Genomic DNA, 16,773 nt, shown 5'->3' with positions numbered 1-16,773 from the left:
GTACGTCGTCAGGAACCGATCCTGGCGACGAGAACACAGGCGTCGTCCTCGCGTTCGCCCTGACCGAACTCGTTCCTGAGCACGCCGACGCACTCCTGTGCGTCACGGGCCGCGGTCAACGGCCCGGCCAGCGCGAGCAGTCGGCCCACGGACGCTGTCGAGCCACGCCGTGGCACGAGTCCGTCCGTGTGCAGGAGCAGCAGGTCTCCGGAGCGCAAGGGCTCCTCGGCCTGCCCGTAGACGGCGCCGGACGTGGCACCGAGGAGGACGCCGTCGGGTGGCGTGAGCGCACGCCCCGTCCCGTCACGGAACAGCAGCGGGGCGGGGTGTCCCGCCTGCGCCCACGCCAGCGTGTGGGCCGCCGGGTCGTACCGGCAGCACAGGGCGCTGCCGAGCGCGGGCTGTACGGAGGAGTCGAGGAGGTGGTTCAGGGAGCCGAGGAGTTCGCCGGGCGGGGTGTCGCACATCGCCATGCCGCGCACCGCGCCGAGCAGCATCGCCATGCCGGAGGTGACGGCCACGCCGTGTCCGGTGAGGTCGCCGACGGTCAGCAGGGTGTGGCCGCCCGGCAGTTCGAGCGCGTCGTACCAGTCGCCGCCGACGAGATTGCCGACGGAGGAGGGGAAGTAGTGGGCGGCCAGATCGAGGCCGCCGGGACCGCTGTGCGGGAGCCGCAGGGAGCCACGCCACGGCGGTAGCACGGCTTCCTGCAGCTCGACCGCGAGCCGGTGCTCGGTCTGCGCGATGTGCCGCTGGCGCTGGAGCGAGTCACGGGTCTCGCTCACCGCGCGTTGGCTGCGGCGCAGTTCACTGACGTCGCGTACGACCGCCCACATCGAGGCGGTCGCACCATCGGCGTCGAGCACGGGCTCGCCCATCATGTGCACCGTGCGCGCGGAGCCGTCCTGGCGCACGACGCGGAACTCCCCGTCGATCGGCTTGCCGTCGATCAGGCAGTCGGTGACCATCGCGGTGAGTTTGGGCTGGTCGTCGGCGTGCACCAGGGCGGGCAGCTCGTCGAGCGTCAGTGCGGGTGCGGCGGGGTCCCTGCCGAGGATCTGGTAGAGCTCGCCGGACCAGGTGGCCTCGTCGGTCAGCAGATTCCATTCGGCGCTGCCCACCCGGCTCAGCAGCGAGCCGGACGGCGGCGTCGCGGTGGTGCGCTGGGGCGGCAGGCCCGCAACGGGGGCGGGGCCCTCCCGCAGCTGCGCCAAATGCCGGTCGAGGTCGCTGAGTTGATGCACCGCCAGCTCGTACAGGGCGCGCTGCCAGCGGGACTCGGGGTCGGTCTCGTCCGTCATCGCCGATTCGCGGCGCACCGCGTCGACGTCGCCCAGGAGGCGACGCGTCTGCGAGATCAGCGCGTCGACGGCGCCACGCTCCGGCGGTTGGCCGGCGGGGCGGTCCGCGAAGGCATGGGGCGGCATGAGGAAACTCCGATGCGGGCACAGATGGCCGGGGCTGACGGAAGGACCGCTAAAGACTTTGGCACAGGCCGCGTTGGCCCGTAAGGCATTTGGCCATACACGATGCGGTGGTGCCAAAAGCATATGCCCATGTCCTCTGGCTGTGCCCTTTGGTGGACCTCGTTCGAACGCCAGCGCGGATGTGGCGTATGCCGTGTTCATACGTCCGGTGATCCGTGCCCCGCCGATCGACGTAGTCAAACCTACGTACGAAGCCAGGCCGCCGTGTCGCACGGCAACCGCCCGTCGCCGTCCAGGGGGTCGCTGGTCAGCAGCACTCCTCGATGAGGTGGCAGGCGGACCGGCTCCGCGCCGAGGTTGACCACGCACGCGAGGCCGTGGTCGCGGGCGAACGCGAGGACCCCCCGCGGTGCGTTCAGCCACGTCAACTCCCGCCCGCGAAAGCCCGGTTGGCGTGCGCGCAGCCGCAGTGCGCTCCGGTACAGGGAGAGCATGGAGTGCGGATCGTCCTCCTGGCTCTCGGCGGCGTACGTCCCCCAGCCGGGCGGCTGCGGCAGCCAGGTCTCGCGCGCGTCCGGGTCCCCGAAGCCGTGGGTCGCTCCCCGTGCGGTCCACGGCAGCGGCACGCGGCAGCCGTCGCGGCCGGGGTCGACGCCGCCCGAGCGGGCGTGCATCGGGTCCTGGATGTGCGCGCGGTCCACCTCCACCTCCGGCAGCCCCAACTCCTCGCCCTGGTACAGGTACACGGAGCCGGGCAGGGCGAGCGAGAGCAGCGCCGCCGCGCGGGCCCGGCGCAGGCCGAGCCCGAGATCGGTCGGGGTGCCGAACCGTTTGGCGGCGAAGTCGAAACGGGTGTCGGAGCGGCCGTAGCGGGTGACCGTACGCGTCACGTCGTGGTTGCACAGCACCCACGTCGCGGGCGCGCCCACCGGGGCGTGGTGGGCGAGGGTGCGGTCGATGGACGCGCGCAGTTCCGCCGCGTCCCAGGGGCGGGTCAGGAAGTCGAAGTTGAAGGCGGTGTGCAGCTCGTCGGGGCGCAGGTAGCGGGTGAAGCGCTCGGGGTCGGGGACCCACAGCTCGCCGATGAGGACGCCGTCGTACTCGTTCGCGACGGCGCGCCAGGAGCGGTAGACGGCGTGCAGTTCGTCCCGGTCGACGTAACCGCTCGTGTCGTCTTCGCCGTTCGCGTCGGCGAGGGCGGGGTCCTTGGCGAGCAGGGCCGCCGAGTCCACGCGCACACCGGCCGCGCCCCGCTCGAACCAGAAGCGCAGCACCTCCTCGTGCTCCTGGCGGACCGCCGGATGCGCCCAGTTGAGGTCGGGCTGTTCGGGCGTGAAGAGGTGGAGGTACCACTCGCCGTCCGGGACCCGGGTCCAGGTGCCGCCCGAGAACTGGGAGGGCCAGTTGTTCGGCGGCAGCTCCCCGTGCGCGCCGAGCCCCGGCCTGAAGTGGAACAGCTCGCGCTCCGGGCTCCCCGGGCCTGCCGCCAACGCGGCCTGAAACCAAGGGTGCTGGTCGGACACATGGTTCGGCACGATGTCCACGATCACGCGGATGCCGAGGTCCCGGGCCTCCGCGATCAGCTTCTCGGCGTCGGCCAGGGTGCCGAACGCGGGGTCGATCGCCCGGTAGTCCGCCACGTCGTACCCGCCGTCGGCGAGCGGCGAGCGGTACCAGGGCGTGAACCAGATGGCGTCCACGCCAAGCCGGGCCAGATACGGCAGGCGGGCCCGGACACCGGCGAGGTCGCCGGTGCCGTCGCCGTCGCCGTCGGCGAAGCTGCGGACGTACACCTGGTAGATGGCAGCGCTGTGCCACCAGTCGTCGGCCACCACGAAGGGTCCTTTCGCGCAAGGTGTGAGGTGATCGGGAGCGGGGCGGGTCAGCCCTTGAGGCCGCCGGCGGTCAGACCGCTCATGATGTTCCGCTGGAAGAGCAGGAAGAGGATCAGCGTCGGCACGGACGCGATGGTCAGCGCGGCGATCAGCTGGTTCTGCGGGACGCCGCCTGCCAGCGAGTAGATGCCGACGTTCAGCGTCTGCTTCGCCGGGTCCGGCAGTGTCAGCATCGGCCAGAGGAAGTCCTTCCACACGCCGACCACCGCGAAGATGGAGACGACGCCGAGGATGGGCCGGGAGATCGGCAGCACCACCGAGCGCAGCGTGCGCAGCGAGGAGGCGCCGTCGATGGACGCCGCGTCGAGCAGCTCCTGCGGGATCGAGTCGAAGAACCGCTTGAGCAGGAAGATGTTGAAGGCGTTCGTGACGGACGGCAGCCAGATCGCCCAGGGGCTGTTGAGCAGATTCCGCTCGAAGATCGGCACGTCGAGCACCGTCAGGTACTGCGGCACGACGAGCACGGTCGCCGGGATCATCAGCGTCGCCAGCATCATGCCGAGGATGACGTTGCCGAACAGCGGGCGCAGCTTGGACAGCGAGTAGGCGGCGGCCACGTCGAGGACGAGCTGGAAGGCGAGGGCGCCGAACGCGTAGTAGAGGGTGTTGAACAGGAGCCGGGCGAGGTCCATGACCTGCCAGGCGGACCGATAGTTCTTCGGGTGCACGCTGTCGGGCACCAGGGTGGGCGGGGACTGGACGATCTCCGCGGTGGTCTTGAGACCGCCGGTCACCATCCAGTACAGCGGGCCGAGGAAGACCAGGGTGAACAGGGCCATGGTGAGGCCGAAGACCGTCCAGTAGACGATCCTGCCCCGGCGCCGGCCGAGCTGGGCGGGGGAGATCAGGGTGCGGGGGCGCATCGTGTCGGTGGCCATGGGTGCCGTCTCCTCAGTCGTCCGATGCGCGGCTCAGCCGTACGTACACAGCGGAGAACGCCGCGAGCAGGACGAGCAGGACGAGGCCCAGGGCCGCCGCGCCGCCGTAGTTGTTGAAGTTGAAGGCGTACTGGTAGATCAGGTAGACGACGGTCGTCGTGGAGCCCTCGGGGCCCGCGCCGTTCGTCAATAGGAACGGCTCGGTGAAGACCTGCATCGTCGCGATGATCTGCATCAGGAACATCAGCGAGAGGATCAGCCGGGTCTGCGGGATCGTCACGTGCCAGATCTTGCGCCACAGGCCCGCGCCGTCCAGCTCCGCGGCCTCGTACAGCTCGCCGGGGATGCCCTGGAGCGAGGCCAGGTAGATGAGGGTCGCGCCGCCCATGTTCATCCAGGTCGCCGCGATGACGACGGAGAGCATCGCGGTGTCGGTGGACTGCAACCACTGCTGCTCCGGTATCCCGAAGACGCCGAGAACGCGGTTGAACAGGCCGTACCCCGGATCGTAGAAGTACTTGAACAGGAGCACGGAGGCGACCGGAGGGAGCATCACCGGGAGGTAGACCAGCATCCGCAAGTAGCCCTGGCCGTGCCGGAATTCATTGAGCAGGACCGCCACGAGGAACGGGACGGCGAAGCCCAGGAGCAGGGCCAGGGCCGTGAAAAGGAGCGTGTTGCGCCAGGCCTGCCAGAAGGCCGGGTCGCCCAGGACGTACGTGAGGTTGGACCATCCGGCCCAGGTGGTGCGGCCGTCCTTCGTCTTCTGGAAGGCCAGCAGGAACTCTCTGACCATCGGATACCAGGAGAAGAAGGAGAAGCAGAGGACCGCGCCGATCAGAAAGCCGTGGGCGGAGATGTTGCGCTTCACGGCTCGCGCCAACGAGCGGTCGGACGAGGCGAGTTGGTGCCTCCGTGCGGGTGGTGCGGGCTGCCGGGGCTTGGCGGGCAGTGTCGGGGCCGACATGGTCGCTCCTCGGGTCACAGGTGGCGGCTGGACGGCTTACTGGTTGGCCAGCACCTGGTTGACCTGCTGCTCCGCGGTGGACAGCAGCTTGTCGACGTCGGCGTTCTCGTTGGTCAGGACGCCCGACATGACGTTGTCGAGGACCTTGTAGACCTCCTGCGCCTTCGGCGGTTCCGCCTTGCCGCGGACCGGGTTCGCCATGAACGGCTCGAAGTTGCGTACGGGCATGGTGGCGTTGTTCGTCCGCGACTGGAGGTCGTCCGCCTTGACGGCGCCGGTGAAGAAGTTGGGCTGCGGCAGGCCGACGGGAAGCTTGTCCTCCTTGGTCCTGGCCCAGTCGAACTGGCCCTTGCCCGGGGTGAGCGTCTTGAAGTTCAGCCAGGCGATCGCGGCCTTGATCTTGTCGGGCGAGGAGCCCTTCTTGATCATGTAGTCGTTGCCGCCGAAGAGCGTGGCCTTGCCGCCGGGGATCGGGCCCATCCCGAAGTTGTCGTAGTCGGCACCCAGTTGCTGCACCATGTACGTCACGTCGTCGGGCGCGGCGAGGAACATGCCGAGCTTGTCCGAAGCGATCTGCTTTTGAAGGTCGCCCCACTTGAGCAGCTGCGTCTTGCCCATGCTCTCGTCCTTCCAGCGCATGTCGTGCAGCTGCTGGGCGACCTGCTTTCCGGTCGCGTCGTTGAACGCGGCCTTCGTGCCGTCGGAGGAGACGACGTCGCCGCCGAGCCCGTACATCGTCGCCGTGAAGTGCCAGCCGCCGGTGTTCTCCGCGCTGTACTCGCCGTATCCGGAGATGCCGCTCCCGAGCCCGGCGATCTTCTTCGCGGCCGTGCGGACCTCGGCCCACGTCGTCGGCGGCGTGTCCGGGTCGAGTCCGGCCTTCTTGAACAGCTTGCGGTTGATGAGCAGGCCCATCGTGTAGTTGCTGGTCGGCAGGCCGTAGAGCTTGTTGTCCTGCTTCAGGGCGCTCAGCACGTTCGGGTCGATGGAGCCGAGCGCCGGGACGGTCTTCTTGGTGACGTACGGCGTGATGTCCTCGGCGCCGTCGTTGTCGAGCACCTGCTGGAGGTCGGTGAAGTACGTGTAGAAGACGTCCGGCTGGGACTTCGCCTTGAGCGCGGCGGTGAACCGGGCCGGCTCCTCGCACTGGCCCGCCGTCGACTTCCCGTTGATCGTCACGTTCGGATACTTCTCGTTGAACGTCTTGACGTCCTCGTTCCACTGCCGCCGCTCGGCCGCCTTCGCCTTCGGCGGCATGCAGTCGATGGTCAGCGAGACCTTGGTCTTCGGGTCGAGCGGGGCGCTCATGTCGGCCTTCGAGCCGGCGCCGCCCGCGCCCTCGCCGTCGTCCGAGCTGCTGCTGGTGCCACAGGCCGTGAGCGAGGCCAGTGCGAACGCGGTGACGACAACCTTCACGGAAGTGCTTCTCATCGGTGGGTCCCCTCAGGGCCTGAGCCTGTGCAGGCAGGAACGTGGAGGCCGCGGCACCCGGGTCGGTGGGACCGGGGCGCCGGAGCGAGCCACACTCAAGCACCGCCAACCGATGGGCGCAAGATGTCGCGCGTATTCCGCAAAAAATGAACAGGCGGGTTTGTCGGGGGAGTTGAGGCGCCTCCTACGAGGCCGGGGGCGGCGGCGCCGTGGAGCCGCGCACCACCAGTTCGGGCTCGAACAGCAGCTCACCCGGTGGCACCGTGCCGCCCTGGATCTGCGCGACGAGCAGCTCGACCGCGGCCCGCCCCATCGACTCGATCGGCTGGCGCACCGTGGTCAGCGGCGGCTCGGTGCAGTTCATGAACGCCGAGTCGTCGTAGCCGACCACCGAGATGTCGCCCGGCACGGTCAGTCCCGCGCGGCGGGCGGCCCGCACCGCGCCGAGCGCCAGGGGGTCGCTCGCGCAGATGATGCCGGTGATGCCGCGGGAGATGAGCCGGGCCGCCGCGGCGTGCCCGCCCTCCAGGGAGAACATCGCCCGCTCGACCGCCGAGCCCGGGAGCCTTCCCTCCATGGCCCGGGCGGCGGCGAGTTTGCGCTGCGAAGGCATGTGGTCGTCGGGGCCGAGCACCAGGCCGATGCGCTCGTGGCCCAGCGAGGACAGGTGTCGCCAGGCCTGCTCCACCGCGACCGCGTCGTCGCACGCCACGCACGGGAAGCCGAGCCGTTCGATGGCGGCGTTGACGAGTACCACCGGCACCTGGCGCTCGGCGAGCCGCTGGTAGTGGCCGTGCTCGGCGTCGCCCTGCGCGAACAGTCCGCCCGCGAACACCACGCCGGAGACCTGCTGTTGGAGTAGCAGCTCCACGTAGTCGGCCTCCGAGACGCCGCCCTTGGTCTGGGTGCACAGCACCGGCGTGAGGCCCTGCTGGGCGAGCGCGCCGCCGATCACTTCCGCGAACGCGGGGAAGATCGGGTTCTGGAGCTCGGGCAGCACCAGGCCGACCAGACGGGCCCGTTCGCCGCGCAGTTGCGTCGGCCGCTCGTAGCCGAGGACGTCGAGCGCGGTGAGCACCGACTGGCGCGTCGCCTCCGAGACGCCGGGCTTGTTGTTGAGCACCCGGCTGACCGTGGCCTCGCTGACCCCGACCTTTTTCGCCACTTGAGCAAGTCTGCGCGTCATGGAACGCAAGATTAGCGCAAGAAATTGCGTCCCGTTTGCGTGATGGAGACATTCACCGAGGCCACGGCCGGCGCGGCAGGAGGTGCCCGGTCGGCTGCGCTGTCAGCTGTGCGGAACGACCGCGACCGGGCTGGTCACATGGTGCACGACCGAGTGAGCGGTGCAGCCCAGGTGGGACGCGTCGGTCCGCCGGCCCACCACGGTCAGGCTCGCCGTCGTGGCCGCCTTGAGGAGATGGTGGCCCGGCTGCCCGTACAGGAGCCGCTCCTCGACCCGTACCTCCGGGTACTTCGTGCGCCAGGTCCGCACCGCGTCCGTGAGGGCCCGGCGCAGTCGCTCCTCCTGGCGTGCGGCGTCGCCCGGCATCGCCCCGTCCGGCCGGTTGCCGCGCAGCGGCGGCAGCGTCCAGGCGTGCAGCACGTGCAGCGGGGCGTCGCGCAGGGCCGCGGCCTCGAAGGCGTACGAGAGGACTTCGTCGGCGGGTGCCGTCACGTCGAGCCCCACCACCACGGGGTGGAAGTCGGGCCCCTCCCGCTCGTCCTGAGGGAGCCCGCCGGCCCGCACCAGGACTACCGGACGCGTGGCGCGTGCCGTGACGGCGAGGGCGACCGAGCCGACGAGGAACCCCGAGTAGCCGGTGAATCCACGTGAGCCGAGCACCAGGGTCTCCGACTCCGCTGCCGCGTCGAGGAGCGCGTCCACCGGCTGCTCGGCGCGGCGCCGGGCGATGATCTCGAGGGCGGGATGGGCGTAGGACAGCCGCAGCGCGACGACGTCGAGGACGCCGCGGTCCGGCAGATCGACGTCCGGCAGCCGGGGTGCGGGACGCTCCCTGCCCGCCGCCTGCACGAGCCGCAGCGGCAGGCGGCGGCGGAGTGCCTCGCGGGCCGCCCAGTCCGCGGCGTGCACGCTCTCACGTGAAGCGTCCGTCCCGACGCTGAGTACACGACAACTGGTCATGACGGGAACCTCTCCGTGACGATGACGCGGATGGTGTGCCTCCGACGCGGGTTCCACGCCAGGCGGTGCTCACTCGTGTGGAGCACGGCCGGATCGGGTGCTCGCGGGCCCCGGCGTCAGGGACCCTCTCACCGGCCCGACCTGCGCAGGGAGAGGCGAACCGGCCCTTGGCGAGGGGCCGTTCGGCCCCTGTGCCGGGATGCCCGGGAGCGCGAGCGTGGTTCTACCCTGGCAGGGAGGTGACGATGACGACCTGCAAGAAGTTCAGGCAAGCCAAGGGCAACCCCCTGCGGCGCGGGTCGGACGCGGTCGAGGGCTGGGCGGCGCTGCTGCTCGGACTCCTCGCCCTCCTGGTGGCGCCCGTCGCGGGCGTCGCGGCCGGCTGGGCGACCCATGCGGACGCGGCCGGGCACGCCCGCGCCCAGGCGGCGCAGCGCCAGGAGGTGCGGGCCACACTGGTCGAGAACGCCCCGGACTACGTGCCGTCCCAGAGCGGCGTGCAGAACACGGTCACCTACCCGGTCAAGGTCCGCTGGACCGAGGCCGGACGGGGCACCGTCGTGGCGAAGGCACCCGTCTCCGCGGGTCTGGAGCGGGGCGATCACGCCGCCGTCTGGCTCGACCGGCAGGGCCGGGTCACCACCGAGCCCTGGGGCTCCGAGGCCGTCTGGGCCCGCGCGCTCACCGCAGCCTTCCTGGTCACCGCCACCACCGCGACCCTCGCCCTGCTCGCCCGCTGTCTCCTGCGCCGGGTCCTCGACCACCGCAGGATCGCGGCATGGGAGCGCGACTGGCGCCGGGTGGGGCCCGAGTGGAGCCGGCGGCACGCGTAGGCCCTGGCCTCCGCTGCGCCGGACGGGAGTCGGGCGGCGGCACGGAGCGCCTGCTCAGGGACCCGACGGGCCCACCGGCAGAGCCGACAGGGCCCGCCACCGGAGCCGTTCGGCCCCTGCCCCCGCGGGCGCGGACCCGGCATCGTCGAGGTATCGCAAGGACGCCGTCCGGAAGACGCGAGACGCAGCCGGGGGCCCTGCTCCGTCGACAGCAGGGCCCCCGGCGGCGCCCCCGAAGGGAAGCGCTGCCGGCCGTCGCCCGAGCCCCTGAAGGAGGCCGCTCATGACCACAACGGCACCGCGGATGAGTCAGACCCTGCCCGAGGAGTACCGCGGCCGGCTGATGCGCTTCGCCCGCGACGTGAGCTTCCCGGAAGGCACCCGGCTCTTCGACGAGGGCTCCCGCGCCGACCGCTTCTGGCTCCTGCGCAGCGGCACCGTCGCCCTCGACATGCGGGTGCCGGGCCGGCACGCCCCCGTCGTCGAGTACCTCGGCCACGGCGAACTCATCGGCTGGTCATGGCTGTTCCCGCCCTATGTGTGGCAGCTCGGAGCACGGGCGGAGACCCGGGTCAGGGCCCACGAGTTCGACGCCTTCACGGTGCGTCTCCTGTGCGCCTCCGACCCCGGCCTCGGCTCGTTCGTGGCCCAGTGGGTGGGTGGAGTGCTCGCCCACCGGCTCAGCGTCACCCGCACCCGGCTGCTCGACCTCTACGCCCCCTATGGATCGGGGGCCGCGTAGCACCGACGACGGGCCGCCAGGGCCTGGTGAACGGTACCGTTCGGCCCTGGCGGATCAGTCCGTCCGGCCCCAGGATCTAGACGGGCTCGCACCCATCCGTCTGGGAAACACCACATCCGAGGGGGCCGTATGTCACAGCCACGTACTTTCTCAGCGGACCGGCCCATACGCATCCTGCTGCTCGACGACCACGAAGTGGTGCGACGCGGCCTGCGCGACCTCCTCGGCGCCGAGCCCGACATGTCCGTCGTCGGCGAGGCCGCCACCGCCGCGCAGGCGATCGCCCGCGGCCCCGCGCTCCGCCCCGACGTGGCCGTGCTCGACGTGCGCCTCCCGGACGGCGACGGCATCACGATCTGCCGCGAACTGCGGGTCCTCATCCCGGACGTGAGCTGTCTGATGCTGACGTCGTTCGACGACGACGACGCGCTGCTCGACGCCATCATGGCCGGCGCGGGCGGCTACGTACTGAAACAGATCAAGGGCTCCGACCTGGTGTCCGCGGTGCGCACCGTCGCCGCGGGCGAGTCCATGCTCGACCCGGCGACGACGGCCCGGCTGATGCGCAGCCTGCGCGGCCCGGAGCAGGGCGCTCCTGCCGAGCCCGACACCGCGGGGGCGCCGCTGGCCGAGGGCGTCGAACTGACCGAACGGGAGCGGGACATCCTCGCGCTGGTGGGGGAGGGGCTCACCAACCGGCAGATCGGGGCGCGGCTCTTCCTGTCGGAGAAGACGGTGAAGAACAACATCTCCCGGCTGCTCGCCAAGTTGGGCGTGGAGCGCCGGATCCAGGCCGCCGTGATCGCGACGAAGCTGCCGCAGGACAGGTACCGGCCGTGACCGCGACCGGCTCACGCGCCCTGCGGCGATGAGGTGAGCGGCACCGTCCACTCCAGGAGGGTGCCGCCGCTGTCCCGCGCCGTGGCCGTCAGCACCCCGCCGCGCCGGACGGCGCGGGCCGCGAGATTGGCGAGACCGCTGCGGTGCCGGTCCGAATCCGCGGTGATCCCCACGCCGTTGTCCGTGACGGTCAGCGTCAGCGCGCCGCCGCGCACCACGAGGGCCACATCGGCGGAGGACGCGTGCGCGTGCCGGGCCACGTTCGTGAGCGCCTCGCCGAGCACGGCCAGCGCGTCGTCGGCGCAGGACGCCGGCACATCCGCGTCGATCAGGCCCTCCATGCGCAACGACGGCGTGAAACCCAGGACTTGGGCCGCGTCCTCAACCGCCCGTACGACCCGCACCCGCAGTCCGGAGCCGGTCGGAGGGGCGCCGCGCTCGCGCAGCCCGAAGATCGTCGAGCGGATGATCTTGATGGTGGTGTCCAGGTCGTCCACGGCCCGCAGCAGCCGCTCAGCCGCCTCCGGGTGCTGCACGAAGCGCTGCGCGCTCTGCAACGTCATGCCGGTCGCGAACAGCCGCTGGATCGCGAGGTCGTGGAGGTCGCGGGCGATCCGGTCCCGGTCCTCGAGCAGGCTCATCTGCTCCGCGTCCCGCCGCCGGTCCGCGAGCTCAAGGGCGAGGGCCGCCTGCCCCGCGAACCCGCTCAGCGGTATCAACTCGGCCGCCGAGAACGGGGCGTGCTCTGCCCGGCGGGCCAGCATCAGCACCCCGCGCACGCCCTCCGACGTGCCGATCGGGACCGCTACCGCCGGCCCGAGACCGTCCCAGCGGCCCGGCTGATAGGTGATCCGCGGATCCTTGCGGATGTCGTCCGACGTGACCAGATCGCCGGCGGCGAGCGCCGCACCGGCGAAGGTCCCCTCGCGCGGCAGCGTCACATCGCTGTGCGCGTGGGCGCGCTCGCCGAGCGCCAGCATCTCGTGCAGCCGGTGGTCGCCGGGGACGAGCAGCGCCACCACCCCGAGATCCGCCGCGGTGATCTCCCGCGCCCGGTCCACCATGAGGCGCAGAACCTCGGCCTCGTCGGCGCCCGACAGCAGGCTCCCGGTGAACTCGGCGCTCAGCTGGAGCCAGCGCTCGCGCAGCCGGACCTCCTCGTACAGGCGCGCGTTCTCGATCGCCACGCCCGCCGCGGCGCCGAGTGTCTGAAGCACCGCCACGTCCTCGTCGTCGAAGTCGCCGCCGCCGCGCTTCTGCGTCAGGTACAGATTCCCGAACACGCCGTCGCGGAGCCGGATCGGCACCCCGACGAACGTGTGCATCGGAGGGTGGTGCGGCGGGAAACCCGCGGACGCGGGGTGATCGGCGAGTTCCGAGAGCCGCAGGGGCTCCGGGTGCCGGATCAGCTCGCCCAGCAGCCCGTGCCCCGAGGGCAGATCGCCGATCTCCGCGCGCAGCTCGTCGCTGATCCCCACCGGCAGGAACTGCGACAGCTTGCGCCGGTCCTCGCCGATCACCCCGAGCGCCCCGTACTCGGCGTCCACCAGGACCACCGCGACCTCGACGATCCGCCGCAGCACCTGGGACAGATCCAGCTCCTGGCCCACGGACAGGACCGCCTCGAGCAGCCCTTGCAGTCGGTCCCGGGTACGGCGGACCGCGCCGATGCGTACCTGGAGTTCTTCGAGCAGTTCGTCGAGCCGCAACCTCGGCAGTGGGCCCGACCCCCGTGCACCGTCCTCGGCCATCCGGCCTCCGTGGGCCTCGGTGAGGTGTCGTTTCGTACTCAAGGTAGCGGCTGTTCGCGCCCCCATGACCTGCTTCGTCAGACCTCGGAGGGTGGAACGGGGGAGTCCGCCGAGGGCGAGGCGTGCAGCGCGGCGATCTGGGAACGGGAGGTGAAGCCGAGCTTGGTGAGGATGTGCTCCACATGGGAGTCGATCGTCCGCTTCGACACCACGAGCTTCGCCGCGATCTCCCGGTTGGTGCACCCGTCCCCGACGAGAGCGGCCACCTGGCGCTCACGGGGCGTCAGTCCGTCGGTGGGACCCGAGCGCTGCGGCGGCACATCGGGGGACGGCGCCGACTCGTCGTCGAGTGCCAGGTCCACCATGACGTCGAACGGGAGCGCCGCGCCCTCCTCGAACGAATGGTGGTACCCGTCCGCTCCGAGCACCGCGCGGGCCAGGTCCGCGGCGTGCGCGTGCAGTTCGTGCAGCGCGGGGAGGCCGAACCTGGCCTCCTTCGCGGCCCGGCGCCACAGCGCGTCGGCCGCGCCCTGAAGCGCGGCGACCCGTTCGAAGCGGCGCAGCTCCGCCGCGTGCCAGGCCAGGCCCTCCATGAAGTGGGCGAGCCCCATCAGGTCGTGCAGCGCGGCCTTGCCGCGGATGCCCTCGCGGGCGCACTCCACGGACGCCTCGTGATCGCCCTTCAGCCACAGGCCCACGCTCTTGACCCACAGGGCCCAGCTGCGCGCCCACTGCTCGCCCGGATGCGCGGCGCCGCGCGCGAGCGAGTCGTCGCACCAGGCGATGCCCTTCTCGTGGTCGCCGGAGACGATCAGCATGAATCCGGCGTAGAAGCCCAGCATGAGCAGGCCGGTCTCGTCGCCGAGCGTCGTCATCCGGGCGCGCGCCTCGTCGAAGTCGTCGGCGCAGCCCTCCATCTGACCGAGGAAGTAGCGCCGGTGCGCCTGGAAGGCGAGCGTCCATGTGGCGCCCACGCGGTCGCCGATCCGCGCGGCGACCTGTTCGGCCTCCTTCAACAGCGCCTCGTTCTTGCCCCGTTCCCCCTGGATGTCCATGTACCAGCTGATCAGATACAGCGCCTTGACGCGCTGCGGCGTCTCGTCGCGGCAGCCGTCCAGGGTGCGGCGAAGCCAGTAACGGCCCTCGGTGAGCAGCCCGGTCGCGTGCCAGTAGCCCCACAGCGACGTCGCCATGTCGAGGCCGTCGCAGTGCAGCCGGGGTGTGGCCAGGCAGTACTCCAGGGCGACGCGGACATTGGCCTGGTCCCGCACCAGCGCCCGCAGCAGCGGGATCTGCGCGTCCCCGGTCCACTCCTGGTCGAAGGCGCGCGCCGCGTCGAGGAAGTACTCGAGGTGGCGGCGCCGAGCCCGCTCCTCGCCGCCGAGCACGGCGAGTTGTTCCTGCCCGTACTCGCGGATGGTGTCGAGCATCCGGTAGCGCGTGCCCTCGGGTGTCTCGACCCGCACCACGACCGACTTCTCCACGAGGCCGATCAGCGAGGTCAACACGTCCTCGACCGGCAGGACGTCCTCGTCCGCGCACACCACCTCGGCGGCCTGGAGGCTCAACTCGCCCGCGAACACGGACAGCCGGGCCCACAGCAGCCGCTCCGCCGCCGTGGACAGATCGTGGCTCCAGCCGATCGCCGTACGCAGCGTCTGATGGCGCGGCACCGAGGTGCGGCGCCCTCCCGTGAGCAGCCGGAACCGGTCGTCGAGCCGCGCCAGCATCTCGTCGAGGGACAGCACGCGCAGCCGGGAGACCGCGAGTTCGATGGCGAGGGGGATCCCGTCGAGCCGGCGGCACAGCGCCAGCACGTCCGCCCTGTTGTCCTCGCTCACCGTGAACCCCGGTACCGCGGCGGACGCGCGGTCCGCGAACAGGGCCAGCGCGTCGCACTCCCGCTCGGCGCCGCCCGCCGGATCCGGCATGCTCAGCGGGCCGATCGCCAGGACGTGCTCACCGGGTACGTCGAGCGGCTGCCTGCTGGTGGCGACGATCCGCAACCGGGGCGCGGAGCGCAGCAGTTCGTCGCAGAGCACCGCGCACGCGTCGACCAGATGCTCGCAGGTGTCGAGCAGCAACAGCAGCTCGCGGTCCTCCAGATGGTCGGCGATCACCTCGATGGCGGGCCGCGCCGCCTGCTCCGGCAGGTCGAGCGACGCCGCGACCGCGTTCGCAAGGAGGGCCGGGTCGCGCAGCGCGGACAGTTCCACGAGCCGCACGCCGTCGGGATACCTCCCGCGCAGGTCGCGCGCCGCGCGCACCGCGGCCCGGGTCTTGCCGACGCCGCCCGGTCCCGTGAGCGTGACCAGCCGGGCCCGCGTCAGCACGTCCGCGACCTGGTCCAGTTCCTGGCGCCGCCCGACGAAACTGGTCGTCTCTGCGGGCAGTTCTCCCGGCGTGCGCCGGGTGGGACTGGGGTTCATGAGGGGCTCACCTCGTGCGGTACGGAGGGCGGCGACTGCCGTCGCCAGGCTAGGCCCAACCGGGCCCGAGCGGGCCCTCTTCACCGGACGGCCACCCGAACGGGAAGGGAGGGACGGGTAGTTGGCGTCGCTCCCGCGATTTCCTCGCGCACTTCGGGGAAACCGTCACACGGAGCGCCCGGCTGACTACACTTCCGGGAACGCCACGGCTGTCGCGCCGGCCGGGCAGCGCCCCACCGGCACAACCGGAGCCGAGATCTCCGGCCCCTTCCGAAAGGCCCTTATGACAGCTCGTCCGTCGCCGACCACTTCCCTGCCCGAGACGTTCGGCACGCTCGGCGTCAGCGCACGGCGACTGGCGGCAGGTACGGGGGCGGCGGCGGACGGCGATGCGGGCGGTGATCTGCACGGCGTCGTCGACACGCCGTACGGGACGCGACTGCTCATCGGCGACGTGATGGGCAAGGGCGCCGAACTGTCCCGCACGGCCGACACGGTCCTGCGTACCTGGCAGCGGCTCGCCCGCGTACAGCGGACGTTGGAGGTGCTCGCGGTGCGGCTGCACTCGCTGGTCGCGCACTCCGAGGAGCCCGACCGGTTCGTCACCGCCACGCTGGTGACGGTCGGCCCCGACGGCTCGGCCGAGGTGGTCTGCTGCGGGCACCCGCCGCCCCTTTTGATCCGTGACGGGGCGACGGTCCCGGCGGCCGTGCCCGCGCCCGCGCCGCCGCTCGGCCTGCTCGACCTCGCGCACGGCTGGTGCGGCGCGGAGCAGATATCCGCGGCCTCCTGGGACCGCATGCTGCTGCACACCGACGGCGCCACCGAGGCCCGGGACGCCGACGGTGAGTTCTACCCTCTCGCCGAGCGCGCCACCGAGCTGAGCGCACTGCCGCTCGCCCCGTTCACCGCGGCCCTCTCGGTCGACCTGCTGCACCACGCGGGAGGCCGCCTCCAGGACGATGCCACGCTGCTGGCGCTGGAGCCGGCGACCTCCTAGCTGTCCGTCCGCCCGCCGCCGCCCGTCGCGACGCGGCGCTTTCGAAAATCTGTTGCTCCGAACCCGTTTTCGTCCCGGGTGACAGGGGAGTCGGAGTGCGGACCGTGTGACAACAGACGACGACGGAAGGGAGTGGCGGAACATGCTCCTCGCCCATCCCGCCCTGTTGACCGACCTCATCCGCGAGTACGACATGCTCAGCGCGCTCGACGCCGACGAAGGCGGACCCGCCGCGCGCCGCCGGCTCGACGACATCGGCTACAGCCTCTGCGTGGCCACCGGCACGAGCGACGTGGACGCGGCGCTCGTCGCGGCCCGGCACCGGCTGCCCGGCGCTCGCGTGCGGGACGATTCGATGCTCACCGCACGGCGGCGCAGGGCACCGCACGCGCGGCGCCACCGCCCCCGAGCGTGAGCCGGGCCCGCGTCGAGCG

14 protein-coding genes are annotated in these 16,773 nt (G+C 71.5%); 5 read left to right on the top strand and 9 right to left on the bottom strand.

Translation table 11 applies throughout. The features are described 5' to 3' along the window. Positions 1–8 precede the first annotated feature (8 nt). The 7 genes from ACNYS0_RS01070 to ACNYS0_RS01040 form a co-directional block, all read right to left on the bottom strand. On the bottom strand, positions 9–1,427 hold the full coding sequence (locus ACNYS0_RS01070; protein WP_422470700.1) for a PP2C family protein-serine/threonine phosphatase: 1,419 nt from the start codon (positions 1,425–1,427) through the stop codon (positions 9–11). A gap of 242 nt (positions 1,428–1,669) precedes the next feature. Continuing rightward, positions 1,670–3,262: a glycoside hydrolase family 13 protein gene (locus ACNYS0_RS01065; RefSeq protein WP_422470699.1), complete on the bottom strand. Its 1,593-nt coding sequence runs from the start codon at positions 3,260–3,262 to the stop codon at positions 1,670–1,672. 47 nt (positions 3,263–3,309) lie between these two features. Further along, positions 3,310–4,185 (bottom strand): carbohydrate ABC transporter permease, encoded by an 876-nt coding sequence (locus ACNYS0_RS01060; protein ID WP_422482398.1) that lies wholly within the window; start codon positions 4,183–4,185, stop codon positions 3,310–3,312. 28 nt (positions 4,186–4,213) lie between these two features. Further along, complete coding sequence (locus ACNYS0_RS01055) at positions 4,214–5,167, bottom strand: carbohydrate ABC transporter permease (protein WP_422470698.1); 954 nt, start codon at positions 5,165–5,167, stop codon at positions 4,214–4,216. Between the two features lie 36 nt (positions 5,168–5,203). Continuing rightward, positions 5,204–6,598 (bottom strand): extracellular solute-binding protein, encoded by a 1,395-nt coding sequence (locus ACNYS0_RS01050; protein ID WP_422470697.1) that lies wholly within the window; start codon positions 6,596–6,598, stop codon positions 5,204–5,206. 184 nt (positions 6,599–6,782) lie between these two features. Continuing rightward, positions 6,783–7,784 (bottom strand): LacI family DNA-binding transcriptional regulator, encoded by a 1,002-nt coding sequence (locus ACNYS0_RS01045; RefSeq protein ID WP_422470696.1) that lies wholly within the window; start codon positions 7,782–7,784, stop codon positions 6,783–6,785. A 102-nt stretch (positions 7,785–7,886) separates the two neighbouring features. Then, positions 7,887–8,744: a universal stress protein gene (locus ACNYS0_RS01040; protein WP_422470695.1), complete on the bottom strand. Its 858-nt coding sequence runs from the start codon at positions 8,742–8,744 to the stop codon at positions 7,887–7,889. Positions 8,745–8,989: 245 nt separating this feature from the next. Here ACNYS0_RS01040 and ACNYS0_RS01035 point away from each other — a divergent pair, with 245 nt between their 5' ends. From ACNYS0_RS01035 to ACNYS0_RS01025, 3 genes are all read left to right on the top strand, one after another. After that, the gene (locus tag ACNYS0_RS01035; protein ID WP_422470694.1) at positions 8,990–9,577 is read left to right on the top strand and encodes an Rv1733c family protein; all 588 of its coding nucleotides are present in this window, start codon (positions 8,990–8,992) and stop codon (positions 9,575–9,577) included. Between the two features lie 283 nt (positions 9,578–9,860). Beyond that, positions 9,861–10,319: a Crp/Fnr family transcriptional regulator gene (locus ACNYS0_RS01030; RefSeq protein WP_422412088.1), complete on the top strand. Its 459-nt coding sequence runs from the start codon at positions 9,861–9,863 to the stop codon at positions 10,317–10,319. Between the two features lie 129 nt (positions 10,320–10,448). Beyond that, entirely contained in the window at positions 10,449–11,159 is a 711-nt protein-coding gene (locus tag ACNYS0_RS01025) for a response regulator (RefSeq protein ID WP_422470693.1), read from the top strand. Between the two features lie 11 nt (positions 11,160–11,170). On the opposite strand, the gene ACNYS0_RS01020 is transcribed toward ACNYS0_RS01025, so the two are convergent. After that, positions 11,171–12,910 carry a sensor histidine kinase gene (locus ACNYS0_RS01020; protein WP_422470692.1) on the bottom strand — a complete coding sequence of 580 codons (1,740 nt, stop codon included), beginning with the start codon at positions 12,908–12,910 and terminating at the stop codon, positions 11,171–11,173. 77 nt (positions 12,911–12,987) lie between these two features. After that, the gene (locus tag ACNYS0_RS01015) at positions 12,988–15,339 is read right to left on the bottom strand and encodes a helix-turn-helix transcriptional regulator (RefSeq protein ID WP_422470691.1); all 2,352 of its coding nucleotides are present in this window, start codon (positions 15,337–15,339) and stop codon (positions 12,988–12,990) included. Positions 15,340–15,622: 283 nt separating this feature from the next. On the opposite strand from ACNYS0_RS01015, the gene ACNYS0_RS01010 reads away from it, so the two are divergent. Both ACNYS0_RS01010 and ACNYS0_RS01005 read left to right on the top strand, forming a co-directional pair. Further along, positions 15,623–16,339 (top strand): PP2C family protein-serine/threonine phosphatase, encoded by a 717-nt coding sequence (locus ACNYS0_RS01010; protein WP_422470690.1) that lies wholly within the window; start codon positions 15,623–15,625, stop codon positions 16,337–16,339. Positions 16,340–16,481: 142 nt separating this feature from the next. Further along, the gene (locus ACNYS0_RS01005; RefSeq protein ID WP_422470689.1) at positions 16,482–16,754 is read left to right on the top strand and encodes a DUF5133 domain-containing protein; all 273 of its coding nucleotides are present in this window, start codon (positions 16,482–16,484) and stop codon (positions 16,752–16,754) included. Positions 16,755–16,773: the final 19 nt, after the last annotated feature.

The organism is Streptomyces anthophorae, assembly GCF_049310305.1.
Lineage (GTDB): Bacteria > Actinomycetota > Actinomycetes > Streptomycetales > Streptomycetaceae > Streptomyces.
Note: the sequence above shows the minus strand (reverse complement) of the source record. Positions and strands in the feature narration are given on the sequence as shown.

Coding starts and splice junctions, on each gene's coding strand:
- ACNYS0_RS01070 (WP_422470700.1), bottom strand. CDS start 1,427: ATGCCGCCCCATGCCTTCGCGGACCGCCCCGCCGGCCAACCGCCGGAG.
- ACNYS0_RS01060 (WP_422482398.1), bottom strand. CDS start 4,185: ATGCGCCCCCGCACCCTGATCTCCCCCGCCCAGCTCGGCCGGCGCCGG.
- ACNYS0_RS01055 (WP_422470698.1), bottom strand. CDS start 5,167: ATGTCGGCCCCGACACTGCCCGCCAAGCCCCGGCAGCCCGCACCACCC.
- ACNYS0_RS01050 (WP_422470697.1), bottom strand. CDS start 6,598: ATGAGAAGCACTTCCGTGAAGGTTGTCGTCACCGCGTTCGCACTGGCC.
- ACNYS0_RS01045 (WP_422470696.1), bottom strand. CDS start 7,784: ATGACGCGCAGACTTGCTCAAGTGGCGAAAAAGGTCGGGGTCAGCGAG.
- ACNYS0_RS01040 (WP_422470695.1), bottom strand. CDS start 8,744: ATGACCAGTTGTCGTGTACTCAGCGTCGGGACGGACGCTTCACGTGAG.
- ACNYS0_RS01035 (WP_422470694.1), top strand. CDS start 8,990: ATGACGACCTGCAAGAAGTTCAGGCAAGCCAAGGGCAACCCCCTGCGG.
- ACNYS0_RS01030 (WP_422412088.1), top strand. CDS start 9,861: ATGACCACAACGGCACCGCGGATGAGTCAGACCCTGCCCGAGGAGTAC.
- ACNYS0_RS01025 (WP_422470693.1), top strand. CDS start 10,449: ATGTCACAGCCACGTACTTTCTCAGCGGACCGGCCCATACGCATCCTG.
- ACNYS0_RS01020 (WP_422470692.1), bottom strand. CDS start 12,910: ATGGCCGAGGACGGTGCACGGGGGTCGGGCCCACTGCCGAGGTTGCGG.
- ACNYS0_RS01015 (WP_422470691.1), bottom strand. CDS start 15,339: ATGAACCCCAGTCCCACCCGGCGCACGCCGGGAGAACTGCCCGCAGAG.
- ACNYS0_RS01010 (WP_422470690.1), top strand. CDS start 15,623: ATGACAGCTCGTCCGTCGCCGACCACTTCCCTGCCCGAGACGTTCGGC.
- ACNYS0_RS01005 (WP_422470689.1), top strand. CDS start 16,482: ATGCTCCTCGCCCATCCCGCCCTGTTGACCGACCTCATCCGCGAGTAC.